This is a genomic window from Helicobacter canis (genome assembly GCF_008693005.1).
In the GTDB taxonomy this organism is placed as follows: Bacteria; Campylobacterota; Campylobacteria; order Campylobacterales; family Helicobacteraceae; genus Helicobacter_B; species Helicobacter_B canis.
Genome location: NZ_VXKE01000007.1, coordinates 42,093 through 55,428 on the forward strand (window position 1 = coordinate 42,093; position 13,336 = coordinate 55,428).

Sequence of the window (13,336 nt, forward strand, 5' to 3'; positions counted from 1 at the left end):
CGACCCACACCAAAGGACCCCAATGTATCCCCTAAATCTCCCAGAAGAAGAGCTTAAAAACAAATAGGGCGGATTGATTTTTGTATGAAAGTTTTACCATTCAAAATTGATTTCACTTATAAATTAAGTTTATAATGCCTACAATGATAGAATTTGACATAAGATAAAAAATAAAAAGGATAATTTTGACACAAAAAATCAATCAATGCAATTTATTTATTCCTTATGACTCAACAAAAAGGGATATGTTTCTACATAAACTCAAGGGCAAAAATTTAGCCTATAAACGCTATACAAAAAGCCCCTTGCGTTATGGTGGGGGTAAATCTTTGGCTGTGGGGTTAATTTTAGAACAGATTCCTAGTGATACAAAAAGACTTATTAGCCCATTTATCGGCGGTGGGAGCGTGGAAGTAGCAGCAGCTTTAGAGCTTAATATTGAAGTTTTAGCTTTTGATATATTTGATATTTTGGTGAATTTTTGGCAAATTTTATGTAAAGATTCTAACGCACTTTATAATGAGCTTGTAAAGCTTAAACCCACAAAAGAAAATTACGCAAAAATCAAAAATGAGCTAGGTTTATTTTGGAATGAAAGACATAAAAACCCTAACAATAAACCTAAGATAGAGCTAGATTCTCTAACCCTTGCAAGAGATTATTATTTTAATTTTAATCTAAGTTATGGACCCGGATTTTTAGGTTGGATGAGCAAAATCTATGAAGACAAAAATCGCTATTTAAAAGCCTTAGAAAAAATTAGAGATTTTAAAACGCATAATCTTAAAGTAGAAATGGCGAGTTTTGAAGCGGTGTTTGAAAAATATCCTACTGATTTTTTCTATTGCGACCCACCATATTTTTTAGAGGGAGATTCTAAAATGTTTAAAGGAATCTATCCTATGCGAAATTTCCCTATTCATCACAATAGCTTTAATCACGAGCTTTTGGCAAAATGTCTTAAAAACCATAAAGGCAAGTTTGTTTTAAGTTATAATGATTGTGAGTTTGTGCGAGAAGCTTATAAGGATTTTAAAATCTTAAAACCAAAATGGCAATATACAATGGGACAAGGCGAAACAAGAATAGGTAAAAATCGCATTGAAAGGGGCGATATAGACAACACCAAGCAAAGCCACGAGCTTTTGATTATAAAGGAGTGAAATGAAAATAGAACAAGTAAAAACTGCATTTAAAATCGCTGATGTGGAATTTGTAAGTGATAGCACAAAGCTTAATTTTAATTACTTAAAAGATTTAAAAGATGAAAATGGCAAGGTGCTATCACAAAAAATTTTAAGAGAAAATGTAGCTAGAGTGTATCTCATTGTGGTAGATGGTGAGATTAAAAAAATCGGTGGAAGCCAAGCAACAGGTGGAATCAAAAGCACTTTAGAAATTTACAGAGACGGTGGAGTAAATGGGCGACCAAGTATTAGAAGTTTTGGTGTTTGGTATTTTCTCTATCATACGATTTTACAGGGCAAGAAAATAGAATTTTATATGATTTACCAAGAGAATTTTGAAAAAGAAGTGAAAGGATTATTTGGCTTAAAAAAGGTCAAAAATGTTTCCATTTCTTATAAATTTATAGAGCAGTGTTGCGTGGAAGATTATTTAAGTGTGGAAAGCGAACACCCAGAGTGGAATGTGCAAGAGCAAGGAGCAGACTGGCCGCTTGAAATAAAAAACCAACACGCAGAACTTCAAGCCAACGCACAGAGTAGAGAAAAGAAAATTAAACGCAAGGAAGTGAGATTGGAAAGTTAATTTTATCGCTCCAGCCTACACCTTTGATAATGTCAAGGGAAACTTCCCCATAGGCTTTTTAGTATGGGATTTAAGCTAAAAGGAATAGCAATAAGCTAAAGCACAAATATTTTTGCTAGAATCCAAAAAAATACATTAAGGAGTAGAAAATGACTTTGATACTAGAAAATGTAGATACAAGCATCTTGCGTGTTATAGAATCTTTACAAGGATTAAATAAAGACTTGCAAATAGAAGTGCAAGATGAATGCCCTATGTGTAAAGCCCACGACTACACGCCAAGCAAAAAGGCAGCAAAAAAGCTAAAAAAATCGCTTAAAGAGATTGAGAAAAAACGCGCAAAAGGCACGCTAAAATCTTTTAATAGCATAGAGGAGCTAAAAGCGGAGCTTCTATCGTGAAATACACAATCACTTATACAAAAGCTTTTAAAAAAGACTTTAAAAAATTAAGCCCAAAAGACCAAGAGCATACGCTAGAGATTCTCACACGCCTTGCTAATGGTGAGAGTCTAGAGCCAAAATACAAAGACCACGCACTTAAAGGAGAGTATGTAAATTGTAGGGACTGCCATATCCGCCCTGATTTAGTGCTGATTTATCGTTACAATGATGACTTTTTAGAACTAGTGGCAATGCGTATTAGTAGCCATAGCGAAGTGTTTTGATTTGATAAAAGGAGCAGAAAATGACTTTGATATTAGAAAATGTAGATTCTAAACTTTTGCAAGTGATTGAAAGCCTAAAAGGCTTAAAAAGTGATTTAAAGATTATCAAAGAGCCAGAATCTAAAAGCGATTTTGAAAGTGTAAGAGAGCAGTTAAAAAACAAGTTACAAGACCCAGAGATTCGCTCAGTATTTGAAAGGCTAAAAGATAAATGAGATATTTAAGCTTACAAGAAGTGCAAAAAATCCACGATGATATGCTAAGTGAAATAGGCGGACTAAAAGGGGCAAACCCTAAGCAAATCGCCCTTTTAGATTCTGCCCTGACACAAATCCAAAATGATGGCTACTACCCAAGCTTTATAGATAAGCTTACCCATTTAATGTTTGCCTGTGTGAAGTTCCACCCCTTTGCAGATGGGAATAAACGCACCGCATTGCTCATCGGCGATGCGTTTATAATGCTAAATCACAAAGCCACGCCAAAGGACTTTTACCAAAAGCTAGAAGATGTTATTGTGAGCGTAGCAAGTGATGAGATAAGTAAAGATGAGTTAGGGCAGATTCTAAGCGATATGCTAAAAGGCGTTAGATGAAAAAGAGCATAACCCTAGATATTTTTGATGAAAAGGGGGCGAGTTTAGGGAAAAAGCGATTCTATACAACGCTAGATGGTAAGGAAAGCATTAACAAATGGCTAAAAACTTTTAAGCCGACAGCGGATTCTACTTTAGGTATTTTAATGGCTGACTCCCCAGATTTTCAACACAATAATCATATAGCAATATTAAATTTTATGCCAACAAACAATCAAATGAAAAATACCATAACACCAAACAATCTTATCCCAACAAGTATTTATCTCTCCGTCCGCCATTGTATCAAAGCCACTTGGATAAATGATAGAGATCAATTCCTAGCCCCAAATAAAAAATGGGAGAAGGACACAGAGTTTCATAGCGACTGCCTAGCTTTTATGCTATTTCACGGACAAAATAGAATTACTGCTAAAGAGGGCATAAACCACTTTATCCCCTTTAGTGAAAAAGATATAGACGCAGCCGAAGCCTTTGAATCTCACTTTATGCAAGACTTTTTGCAAGGCAAAATCAAGCAAGATTCTAAAAGCACTGATAGTAAAAGCTTGTTTAAAGATGAGCTAGACTTTATTCCCACAAAGCCACTAATTTTTAGCGATGAAGCAAAGGAAGTGCTACAAGCAGGAAAAGAGCTTTTTAAACACTATCACACACAAGCAAAAGATTCTAAAGACTATAACGCAAACGCCGCACTCTATGACATTAAAGCCCACTTTCAAGGCTTTAATGACAAAGGCAAAATGAATCCACCCCAAAAAGCTAAAGATGAAGCCTATAAGGACAAACTAGGGGAGCTTAACTACACCCTAAAAAACTTAGCCAAAAGAATAGAATCTAAAGTCTATGAATATGAATTTTTGCTCCCATAAAGCTTTGCGATAGCCACAAGCAATATTTAAAGCCTAGCACTACTAGCCTACAAAGCCTTTGCCAGCAAGGTGAGCGCGGCGGTTTGTGAGCGCAAAATCAAGCCTGTGTCAAATGCCACGATCTCCCGCCCAGCAAAAAGCTCTCGCTCCCTTTGGCTAAAGCCCCCTTCAGCCCCAATTAGCACCCCAGAATCTAGCTTTATACCAGCCCCATCGCCAAGCTCACTGCTAATAATTTTGCCACCAAAATCTAGCACCAACGCCCTAGGATACTTCTCTAGCGCGCTCTGTGTATCCGCTAGAATCTCCACTTCACACATATCACTCCGCCCGCACTGCTCACACGAGCTAATGAGAATCCTTCTCACTCGCTCTTCATCAATACTCTGCCCCCTTTGAGAAAAGTCCGCCCAGAAAAGACTAAGCCTACTAAGCCCTAGCTCATTAAGCGAGGGGAGAGCTTTTTCGATAGTCTTGCTTTGTGTAATTGCCCAGATGATATGCGTGTGCTTGCGTGGCGCATTGGGCGCGATCTGGCTAGATTCTAGCCTAAGCCCAGCACATCGCTTGCTAATAGCCTCTACCTTGTAGGTATAAAGTCTATCATCACGCAAGTTTCTTAGGGCAAGAGTGCTAGTAGCCTTGCTTCGGCGCGCGCTAAAGATGTGCGTAAAGCTCTCGCCTTCAAGCACAAGAGATTGCGCCCCAGCTTCAGCGTGGAAGACAAATTGCATTACACAATGATCCTAAGGCTAAAAAGCAGCACCAAGCATAGCTCTATGCTATAAACCCACTTACAAAATGTAATATACTTGCGCATTAGCCTTTCATCAGTCCTAGCTAGTTTAAGCCTTTTTAGGCGCACCATCTCCACAGCAAAAATCAGCACCATAAGCGCGATCATTAGCCCGATCTGCCAAGTCATATACCACTGCCTACTTGCTAAAATAAACACCCCGCTAAAGCTCCCCACTGCCACAAGTAGAAAAATAATAGGCATAACAAACCATAGCTTGATAATCACCTTTTGATAAGTCTTGTAAGTAAAAAGCGTATAGAGATTGATAAGAAATGGGATAGGGAAAAACGCCATAAAAAATGCGTGGAAAAACACCATATCATTAAATGCCTTTGCGACCATATCAACTTCCATCTACACTCCTACTCCATAAATATGCTTGTGTTAATTTTAGCATATTATTATTTCAGTCCCTTTATAAGAATAGCGACAAGGACCGCCCCAGATGACCCAAGCTACCCCACATAAACGCGCTGTCATTTTGCTCAATATGGGTGGTCCTACGAGTATCGCTGGGGTGGAGAGCTTTTTGCGCAATCTTTTTAGCGATCCGCTCATTTTGCGTATCAAAAATCGCTTTATCCGCAAAATGGTAGGCTCATTTATCATCAATAAACGCCTAGAAAAAGCCAAGCAAAATTACCGCGCAATCGGTGGCTGCTCCCCCTTGCCAGCACACACCTTTGCCCTATGCAAGCAGCTTGAAAAGCTAGATTCTAGCCTTGCTGCCACCTATGTTATGCGCTATACGCCACCCCTAGCCCTTGATGTTTTGCGCTCTTTGCGGGACTCTGGGGTTGATGATATTGTGCTTTTTAGTATGTATCCGCAGTTTTCTACCACTACGACTAAATCCTCTCTCCTTGATATACACACCCACTTGCAAGCTCTCTCTTATAAGCCTAGAATCAGCGTCATTGAAGACTTCCACGATTATGCGCCATTTTATGAGCTAATCGCTGATACCATTACTACTACACTTGGGATGCGCAAGGCGCAAGACTTCACGCTCATTCTCTCTGCCCACTCTCTCCCGCAAAAGATAGTTGATGAAGGCGACCCCTACCCCAAGCAGTGTCAAAAGGGCGTAGAAATCCTGCGCGAGATATTTGCACAAAGAGGCGTAGAGTTTGCCAATATCACGCTAGCCTATCAATCAAAAGTCGGTCCTATGCGCTGGCTTGAGCCTTTCACAAGCGACATTATCGCAAATGCCAGCGGGCAGAGCCTAATCATCTACCCCCTAGCTTTCACCATAGATAATGCCGAGACTATCTATGAGCTGGGCATTGAGTATAAAGAGCTAGCAGAGCAAAGCGGCGTGAAAGAGTATCTCCTGTGTCCTTGTATGAACGATAGCCTACCCTTTGCTAAGATGATCCACACACTCCTACAAGAAAAAGCCCTAGATTCTAGCTCCACTCCATCATAAAGGACACCTATGCCACGCACACAATCACTCCTACTCCATATAGTCTGCGCTATCGCTTTGTGTGGCGCGCTTGGTGGCTGCAAGGATAGTGAAGATCCTACCCTGCAAGCAAATGAGCTTGATAAAAAGACTTACGCAGGCTTGGAAGATGTGTTTTTAGACACTGGCGTGATTGAAACTAAGGGCAAGTATATGCTCCTAGTCTTTGGGGCAAATGGCTGCACCTACTGCGAGAATCTAAAAGATGACATCAAAGCCCAGCCAAATCTACGCGAAAAGCTAAAAGACTTTAGTGCCTACTATATCAACACAAGTTATAGCAAGCTCCATACATTCCGCATAGGCGAGGGCGCAATGCTCCAAGAGCACTCAATCCCCACGCGCAAGCTCGCGCAAATCTACCGCATAGGACCCACGCCGACCCTTGTCTTTGCCACCAAAGATGGCAAGACAATCCTAACCTACCCAAGCTATCTCCCGCCAAAGCAGTTTAGTGCGCTGCTAGATTTTATCGCGCAAGGCTCGTGGCAAAAGGCAAATGGCGATGAGAAGCAAATTGCCACAATGCTACAACAACACTTGCAAGCACTCTAGCACTTGCTATGTAAAGGAATATGATGAAAGATTCTACCCACTCTAGTCCCACTGCAATCCCAAAGCTCCTTGCAACAATGGCTAAGGCTTTTTACTCATTTAAAGTTATTTTACCTATGATATTTTTCTACGCATTTTCGTGTGCGATTGCCACATTTATAGAGAATGATTATGGCTCAAGCGCGGCACAAGCGATTGTTTATGGCTCGTGGTGGTTTATGCTGCTGCATATTTATCTTGCCATTGCCTTAGTGGCTAGCTTTATCCACTCCTGCGCCTATAAACGCAAAAAATACGCTTCTATGCTTTTGCATAGCTCATTTGTCGTCATTATTATCGGGGCTGGGGTTACAAGATACTTTGGCACAGAAGGAATGATGTGGATACAAGAGGGCAAAAGCACGAACTTCTACTACTCTAATGATAACTACATCAATATCGCCGCACTTGATGATACTTGGCAAAAAGACTACGCCTACATTCCAGCAAATATTAGCGTGTTTAAAGGGCTGTTTGCTTCCTCTAGTATCAATGATAGTGCGATGATTTTTGGCAAGCCTGTGGAAATTATCTCTAAAGAAATAGCCCTACTCCCCAATACTAATGCAAAAAACGCCCCAATGCTCTTGCAGCTGCTTGTCTCCTACAATGGTGAGACAAAGTCTATCACGCTTACCGGGGGCAATGGATTCTCCAATGAGCAAGCAGCAGCGCGTGAAGAAATCGGCGGTATGAAGATGAGCTTCCATTGGGGGTCTAGGCGCGTGGAGCTACCATTTGCCCTGCGGCTGCTAGAGTTTGAGAAAAAGACTTATGCCGGCACGGATAATCCATCTTCTTATGCTTCAGAAGTAGAAGTGCTAGATGGGCAAGGTGCTATCATTAAGCCTTTTAGGATTTTTATGAATAATGTCCTAGATTTTGGTGGCTATCGATTCTACCAGAGTGATTACTACTTCAATGAAGAGGACAACAACTACACAAGCGTGCTCTCTGTCAATCACGATCCGGGCAAAACACCCACCTACATAGGCTACACAATGCTAATTATCGGGGCATTGTGGCTACTCTTTGACAAAAATGGTCGCTTTATGCAGCTAGCGCGCTTTGTCTCTAGCCAGAATCTCGCGCAAAAAAGCGTGCTTTCCCTTATGCTTGCTCTAGGAGTGTTTTACAGCCCAAATCTCCACGCCCAAGATCCAAATATCAAAACTCACGGCAGCAATGGCACACCACTTGTAGAGACAAGCCAACCCCACCCAACTACACAAGATTCTAGCAAGACAAAAGAGCAAGACGCCACACTGCCTGATAATCTCACACAATTTCTTACCAATCACAACCACCTCTCCAGCGAGCAAATAGAATCCTTTAGGCGTGCGTGGGACGATTTACGCAAGCTCCCAGACACCATTGACCCAGCACATAGACAAGAGCGGCTAGCACTTTTGCGCGATAATGCTAAAGAGTTTGCCTCCCGCCTTAGTAGAATCCAAATCCAAGACTACGCCGGTAGAATCCAGCCCCTTGATACAATGGCTATGCACATTATGCACAAAATTTCTAGGGCAAATGGCTTTGAAGGACTTAGCAATACCCAAGCCATAATGGGTGCTATGATCTTCCCAAATGACTTTGCAAGCGCGAAGCTTATCCGCACTAAAACCCCAAAGCTACGCACAATCCTAGAAGTGCCAAAAAATGAAGCCTATGTGTCCTTTATGGACATATATGATAAGCAAACAGGAGAATCTAAGCTGCACAACTACTTCGCTGATGCCCAGCACAAAGGCGAGAGCCAATGGAATGAATTTGACAAAGATGTGCGCAAAGTAACAGAGAGCTATGAGATTTTCAAAAGTGTGCAAAACCTCATCTTCTTGCGGATTTTCCCAGACCCCAAAACAAAGCGGTGGTTTTCTGTAACAGAGCTCACCTATCTCTACCTACAAGGGCAGATTCCAAAGCAGCAGTATGAAGAGATGATGCACACGATGGATTCTATGATGAACGCACTTTTTATGGGTATGATTCTTGGCGTTACTACAAACTCGTGGGAGCTTGGGATCTCCGCACTAAAAAGCCTAGAATCTTACCAAGAGCAAAATGGCGGGCAGGATTATGTCAGTCCTAGTCGTATAAAGTGGGAGATCGCTCTAAACCACTACAACATCTTTGAAGTGCTAACACTGCCTTATGTGCTCTTAGGGCTAGTTGGGCTTGTCATTGTGCTTATTTATATCTACAAAGATCGCGCTGTGCCCAAAAGAGTCTATCAGGTATTTTTCACGCTCATTGCGCTGTGTGTTGTCGCACACACGCTTGGGCTTATCGTGCGCTGGTATGTCTCTGGACACTCCCCTTGGAGCAATGCGTATGAGTCTATGATTTATATCGCGTGGGCTTCTGGGGTCGCTGGGGTGGTGTTTTTCCCACGATTTATGCTAGCCCTTTGTGCGACAAGCTTTTTCTCTGGGGCGAGTTTGCTTGTCGCCCATCTGGGCTATATGGATCCACAGATCCAAGATCTAGTCCCTGTTCTACAATCTTATTGGCTTAATATCCATGTTTCTGTGATTACAGCAAGCTATGGATTCTTAGGGCTTTGCTTTGTGCTTGGAGCTTTTACGCTCGTGCTTTTTATCTTACGCAAAGCACATAAGCCAAATATCGATAAAGCCATTATTTCCATTAACGCAATCAATGAAATGACGATGATGCTTGGGATCTTTATGCTAACCATTGGGAATTTTTTGGGCGCGATTTGGGCAAATGAGTCTTGGGGGCGATATTGGGGCTGGGACCCTAAAGAAACTTGGGCACTTATTACCATTGGAATCTATGCAATTGTTTTACACTTACGATTTATGAAATTCACTAATATGCCCTTTTTGTTTGCTGCAAGCAGTGTGGTGGCATTTTATAGCGTGCTAATGACATATTTTGGTGTGAATTATTATCTAGCGGGCAAGCACTCTTACGCTGGAGGCGATCCTATCCCTGTGCCGTGGGAGATGTATGGATTTATCATCATTACACTAGCACTGATTATTACCGCTAGTTTTAAAAAGACCCTACCCACACCAGATATTACTAAACAGGGGTAATATGTATCGCGCGCTTACTTGGGTGGGGGTGTTTGCTTTATGTAGCACCCTAGCTCTTGGTGGGCTACTTTTTACCAAAATTGGCAACACGATCTTGCTCCCCTTTGCTCAAAGCGCGCTCAATCACTTCCTGCCATTTCAAGTGCAGCTACAAAGCCTTGCTATCTCTCTAGGCTCTATGCGCACAGACTTTACGATCAACAAAACCCTTGCTATCGCGCTAGAAGGCGAGTATTCCCTAAGTGGTAGCATTGATATGACCGCTAGAATCCATACGCTAGATTCTAGCGGTGATGTTGATAGCTCTGCGCCACTTGGCTATCTCTCACTTCAAGGTAGCGCGACAAATTACACTATACAATCTCTCCCAATGCCCAACAATCTCAAAGCACCCTCCAGCACATTTAAGCTATTTGCTCGTATGAAGCTGCTGCGCATACAAGGATACACGATCGAGCTGCGCGCTGTGCCTATGGAGCAAGTGGCGCAGTTTTTTGACATAGATATTGACACACAAGGCACACTCTCTATCTCCGCTCAAGCAGAATCTAGCACCCTAGAGCTGCGCGCTCAAAGCGATGGGCTTGCTTTTGGCGCGCTAACTATACGCATTAACAATCTCTACTACAAGCGCGATAAAGCACACCAAGAGCTAGCTGGCACACTCACTCTCAATCAAGAGACCCTCTCCCTGCTTGGCACAAATGATGGTGAAGCACTACAAACAGCTATCTACTCTTCACGCCAAACACCTATCGCTTCTGCGCAAACACAGATTATCAACAAAACTCTAGCGTATAGCCTGCATATCACTGATCTCGCTACACTTGGCGGTGCATTTGGCTTTGACATAAATGGTGAGCTAGAGCTGCAAGGCAAAATTAGCGTAGATAATGAAATCGCCTTTAGTGCTGCTAGCTCATCTCTGGGCGGGGTAAGCGCACTTACTTTGGAAAAAAATACCCTAAAATTCAGTGGCGAAAATCTCTCGCTTATGCGTATCCTGCAGCTTGTAAAAGCTCCTACGATTTTAGATTCTACACTTACGATAACAAGTGTCTATAATCTCGCTTTTCACAAAGGCACAATCAATATTGAAGGGCAAAACTTTGCTATCTTGCTTGATGATCTTGGGGCTTATGGCTTGGAAGCATTTGACACACAAAACAATGCGCAAGATGCTTGGGGGGTCGGGTTTGAAAACGCTAGAGCGGATTCTACTATCTCGCTAGATGGGCAGCTAGAGCGCGCACAAATCAACGCACAAGCCACCATAAAAACACCCGATCAAAGCCTACACACAAGCAAGTGCATCATCAACCTAGCTACACAATCACTTGATGTGGAGTTTTTGGAGTCTTCAATCACACTACAAGGGAAGCTTAATCAAATGCAAGCACCGCCAACAAACAAAGAGCAAATAACGCAAGAGACACAAGAAGATCTGCAAGCAATCTATGAAAGCCAAGAAACAATGCAAGAAGAAACTGAACACATACAAGAAAATTTAGGAGTTTAGAAAGTGGCGGACAGAGAGGGATTTGAACCCTCGAGACCCGGTTAAGATCTGCACCCTTAGCAGGGGTGTGGTTTCAGCCACTCACCCATCTGTCCCTAAGCGAAATAAGGGGCTAATTGTAGAATAAAACTAATAAAACAAACCTTAACGGCTTGCCACCCGCCTTTGCTCATCGACAAGCTTGGCAAACTGCTCAAAAATATTGCGAGACTCTCTAGGCCCGGGGCTTGCCTCTGGGTGATGCTGCACAGAAAAAATCGGCGCATTTTTATACGCGACTCCTTCAATGGTATTATCAAAGAGATTTCTATGTGTTACAACAGCAATTTGCTCAATGGATTCTGGGACACAATAATTGTGGTTTTGCGATGTGATCTCCACAGAATCAGTTGTGAGATTTTTCACAGGGTGATTACCGCCGTGGTGTCCAAACTTTAGCTTATAGGTCTCATACCCGTGCGCAAGTGCTAGGAGCTGATGCCCTAGGCAAATGCCAAACATAGGGATTTTTGCTTCTATGAGCTGCTTGATCTCGCCCACTTCTTTGGCGAGTGTCTTAGGATCACCCGGACCATTTGACAAAAACACTCCATCAATCTCGCCTTGCGTAAATGCTTCTATAATCTCTTTAGCACAAAAATTATGCGGATAAACCACCGCCTCAAGCCCCACACTCACAAGCTCATTTAAGATATTTCGCTTGGCACCAAAGTCAATAACAGCCACTTTATAGCGTGTAGCAGGTGCGCTATAAGAAAAGCTAGAAAAATCAAAAGCACCATCTTTATGTGTAAAGTGCTTAGTCGTAGAAACAGCTTTAATATAATTTTGCTGCTCAATCGATGGAAATTCTCGCAAAATCTTAGCCAGCTCATCTCTATCGCTAATTTCACTAGAGACAACAATCATCATTGAGCCTTGCGTGCGGATCATTTTCACAAGGGCGCGTGTATCCACACCACAAATCCCAAGGATATTGCGCTTATCAAGGAAGTCTTTTAGGCTCTCTTGCGCGCGGAAACTTGAAACAATATCATTGTAATGTCGCACTATAACACCTGAAGCAAACACTGCCCTACTTTCACAATCTTGGTCATTCACGCCAACTATACCAATCTCGGGCATAGTAAAGACAATAAACTGCCCCGCATAGCTAGGATCTGTGATGATTTCTTGATAGCCACTTAGTGAAGTGTTAAATACGATCTCCCCCACCATTGTCCCACTTCCAGAAAATGTCTGTGCGCAAAAATACAAGCCATTAGCGCAATACACCCAAGCCGGTCTTATATCATCTGCCATATCATCCCCCTAGCTAGGCTACATAAAGCCTTTCTTACGCAGCTCTTCTTCATAGAGTTTGTCATAAATCAGCTCATACTCATCTGTCCCAACAAGTAGTTTTCTCTTGTAGTTTTTGATTTTTTCGACAATTTCATCTTGAATATCATCGTGCATTTTGGCAAAACTATCGATAGCTTTAAAAATGATGTTTTTAATTTGATTTTTATTGACATTAAATTGCACATACTTTTTCTCAAGCAATGTATCTAAAATCCTATGCGAAAGTGCATTATATCGATCGTCCCAAAAGAGCAAAAACCGCCGCTCATCAGCAATCTGCCGCTTAATCATACCAAAGAGCTTGCGCTCATCAACGCGCAAAAACTCAACTTCACTTTGATTTTTCTCGAGCAACTCTTGCGCCTTTTGATCGATAGCTAGCTCATCTTTCACATCTGCTTCAAGAATATCTTTTGCTACCTTTGCGACACTCTCAATAGGGACCTGTAAAGCAAGCAAGCTAGAGTTATATAAATCAAGTGCAATTTTATTGGCAATATACCCAATTTGATTAAGTCGTAAGCGCATAGTGCAACCTTGAATAAGAATGCGTTATTATAGCATTATTTACAATAATGAAAATATCTTGCCGCTAGAATGTAGCTTTGTAGGATTACTTTGGAGGGCTCTCACTAGG

General features: G+C 41.9%; 15 protein-coding genes and 1 tRNA gene. 11 read left to right on the forward strand and 5 right to left on the reverse strand.

Annotation, left to right across the window (positions count from 1 at the left end; translation table 11 throughout):
- Positions 1-245 precede the first annotated feature (245 nt).
- The 7 genes from F4V45_RS02820 to F4V45_RS02850 all read left to right on the forward strand — a co-directional run bounded on the left by F4V45_RS02820 (position 246) and on the right by F4V45_RS02850 (position 3,904).
- Positions 246-1,163 (forward strand): DNA adenine methylase, encoded by a 918-nt coding sequence (locus tag F4V45_RS02820; RefSeq protein WP_150336999.1) that lies wholly within the window; start codon positions 246-248, stop codon positions 1,161-1,163.
- Between the two features lies 1 nt (position 1,164).
- A complete protein-coding gene (locus F4V45_RS02825; protein WP_150336969.1) occupies positions 1,165-1,770 on the forward strand; it encodes a GIY-YIG nuclease family protein in 606 nt (201 codons plus the stop codon).
- A 149-nt stretch (positions 1,771-1,919) separates the two neighbouring features.
- The gene (locus F4V45_RS02830) at positions 1,920-2,171 is read left to right on the forward strand and encodes a hypothetical protein (RefSeq protein ID WP_150336970.1); all 252 of its coding nucleotides are present in this window, start codon (positions 1,920-1,922) and stop codon (positions 2,169-2,171) included.
- Entirely contained in the window at positions 2,168-2,437 is a 270-nt protein-coding gene (locus tag F4V45_RS02835) for a type II toxin-antitoxin system YafQ family toxin (RefSeq protein ID WP_150336971.1), read from the forward strand. Before F4V45_RS02830 ends, F4V45_RS02835 begins: the two co-directional genes overlap by 4 nt.
- 20 nt (positions 2,438-2,457) lie before the next feature.
- Positions 2,458-2,652, forward strand: coding sequence for a hypothetical protein (locus F4V45_RS02840; RefSeq protein ID WP_150336972.1), 195 nt, complete (start codon positions 2,458-2,460; stop codon positions 2,650-2,652).
- The gene (locus F4V45_RS02845) at positions 2,649-3,032 is read left to right on the forward strand and encodes a type II toxin-antitoxin system death-on-curing family toxin (protein ID WP_150336973.1); all 384 of its coding nucleotides are present in this window, start codon (positions 2,649-2,651) and stop codon (positions 3,030-3,032) included. The genes F4V45_RS02840 and F4V45_RS02845 overlap by 4 nt, the downstream gene beginning before the upstream one ends.
- Complete coding sequence (locus F4V45_RS02850) at positions 3,029-3,904, forward strand: hypothetical protein (protein ID WP_150336974.1); 876 nt, start codon at positions 3,029-3,031, stop codon at positions 3,902-3,904. The genes F4V45_RS02845 and F4V45_RS02850 overlap by 4 nt, the downstream gene beginning before the upstream one ends.
- A 47-nt stretch (positions 3,905-3,951) precedes the next feature.
- On the opposite strand, the gene F4V45_RS02855 is transcribed toward F4V45_RS02850, so the two are convergent.
- Together F4V45_RS02855 and F4V45_RS02860 are read right to left on the reverse strand one after the other, a co-directional pair.
- Complete coding sequence (locus F4V45_RS02855) at positions 3,952-4,638, reverse strand: 16S rRNA (uracil(1498)-N(3))-methyltransferase (RefSeq protein ID WP_150336975.1); 687 nt, start codon at positions 4,636-4,638, stop codon at positions 3,952-3,954.
- Entirely contained in the window at positions 4,638-5,057 is a 420-nt protein-coding gene (locus F4V45_RS02860) for a hypothetical protein (RefSeq protein ID WP_150336976.1), read from the reverse strand. The genes F4V45_RS02855 and F4V45_RS02860 overlap by 1 nt, the downstream gene beginning before the upstream one ends.
- A gap of 91 nt (positions 5,058-5,148) precedes the next feature.
- Between F4V45_RS02860 and hemH the strand changes: the two genes are divergently transcribed.
- Genes hemH through F4V45_RS02880 form a run of 4 tightly spaced genes read left to right on the forward strand, consistent with a single transcriptional unit; the run spans position 5,149 to position 11,355 of the window.
- A complete protein-coding gene (gene hemH, locus F4V45_RS02865; protein WP_150336977.1) occupies positions 5,149-6,135 on the forward strand; it encodes a ferrochelatase in 987 nt (328 codons plus the stop codon).
- A 9-nt stretch (positions 6,136-6,144) separates the two neighbouring features.
- Positions 6,145-6,729: a SoxW family protein gene (locus F4V45_RS02870; protein ID WP_150336978.1), complete on the forward strand. Its 585-nt coding sequence runs from the start codon at positions 6,145-6,147 to the stop codon at positions 6,727-6,729.
- A 20-nt stretch (positions 6,730-6,749) separates the two neighbouring features.
- Entirely contained in the window at positions 6,750-9,836 is a 3,087-nt protein-coding gene (gene ccsA / locus F4V45_RS02875) for a cytochrome c biogenesis protein (protein ID WP_150336979.1), read from the forward strand.
- A gap of 1 nt (position 9,837) precedes the next feature.
- Positions 9,838-11,355, forward strand: a complete 1,518-nt coding sequence (locus tag F4V45_RS02880) for a hypothetical protein (protein ID WP_150336980.1) — start codon at positions 9,838-9,840, stop codon at positions 11,353-11,355.
- A gap of 4 nt (positions 11,356-11,359) precedes the next feature.
- Here F4V45_RS02880 and F4V45_RS02885 read toward each other — a convergent pair.
- From F4V45_RS02885 to F4V45_RS02895, 3 genes are all read right to left on the reverse strand, one after another.
- Positions 11,360-11,450 (reverse strand) — tRNA-Ser (locus F4V45_RS02885).
- A 49-nt stretch (positions 11,451-11,499) separates the two neighbouring features.
- Positions 11,500-12,657 carry a glutamine-hydrolyzing carbamoyl-phosphate synthase small subunit gene (gene carA, locus F4V45_RS02890; protein ID WP_150336981.1) on the reverse strand — a complete coding sequence of 386 codons (1,158 nt, stop codon included), beginning with the start codon at positions 12,655-12,657 and terminating at the stop codon, positions 11,500-11,502.
- Positions 12,658-12,675: 18 nt separating this feature from the next.
- Entirely contained in the window at positions 12,676-13,227 is a 552-nt protein-coding gene (locus F4V45_RS02895) for a DUF507 family protein (RefSeq protein WP_150336982.1), read from the reverse strand.
- Positions 13,228-13,336: the final 109 nt, after the last annotated feature.

What these genes read in the sequence shown, in the direction of transcription:
- F4V45_RS02860 (WP_150336976.1), bottom strand. Translation starts at nt 5,057, where the DNA reads ATGGAAGTTGATATGGTCGCAAAGGCATTTAATGATATGGTGTTTTTC.
- carA (WP_150336981.1), bottom strand. Translation starts at nt 12,657, where the DNA reads ATGGCAGATGATATAAGACCGGCTTGGGTGTATTGCGCTAATGGCTTG.
- F4V45_RS02840 (WP_150336972.1), top strand. Translation starts at nt 2,458, where the DNA reads ATGACTTTGATATTAGAAAATGTAGATTCTAAACTTTTGCAAGTGATT.
- F4V45_RS02880 (WP_150336980.1), top strand. Translation starts at nt 9,838, where the DNA reads ATGTATCGCGCGCTTACTTGGGTGGGGGTGTTTGCTTTATGTAGCACC.
- F4V45_RS02855 (WP_150336975.1), bottom strand. Translation starts at nt 4,638, where the DNA reads ATGCAATTTGTCTTCCACGCTGAAGCTGGGGCGCAATCTCTTGTGCTT.
- F4V45_RS02850 (WP_150336974.1), top strand. Translation starts at nt 3,029, where the DNA reads ATGAAAAAGAGCATAACCCTAGATATTTTTGATGAAAAGGGGGCGAGT.
- ccsA (WP_150336979.1), top strand. Translation starts at nt 6,750, where the DNA reads ATGATGAAAGATTCTACCCACTCTAGTCCCACTGCAATCCCAAAGCTC.
- F4V45_RS02870 (WP_150336978.1), top strand. Translation starts at nt 6,145, where the DNA reads ATGCCACGCACACAATCACTCCTACTCCATATAGTCTGCGCTATCGCT.
- F4V45_RS02845 (WP_150336973.1), top strand. Translation starts at nt 2,649, where the DNA reads ATGAGATATTTAAGCTTACAAGAAGTGCAAAAAATCCACGATGATATG.
- F4V45_RS02825 (WP_150336969.1), top strand. Translation starts at nt 1,165, where the DNA reads ATGAAAATAGAACAAGTAAAAACTGCATTTAAAATCGCTGATGTGGAA.
- hemH (WP_150336977.1), top strand. Translation starts at nt 5,149, where the DNA reads ATGACCCAAGCTACCCCACATAAACGCGCTGTCATTTTGCTCAATATG.
- F4V45_RS02830 (WP_150336970.1), top strand. Translation starts at nt 1,920, where the DNA reads ATGACTTTGATACTAGAAAATGTAGATACAAGCATCTTGCGTGTTATA.
- F4V45_RS02895 (WP_150336982.1), bottom strand. Translation starts at nt 13,227, where the DNA reads ATGCGCTTACGACTTAATCAAATTGGGTATATTGCCAATAAAATTGCA.
- F4V45_RS02820 (WP_150336999.1), top strand. Translation starts at nt 246, where the DNA reads ATGTTTCTACATAAACTCAAGGGCAAAAATTTAGCCTATAAACGCTAT.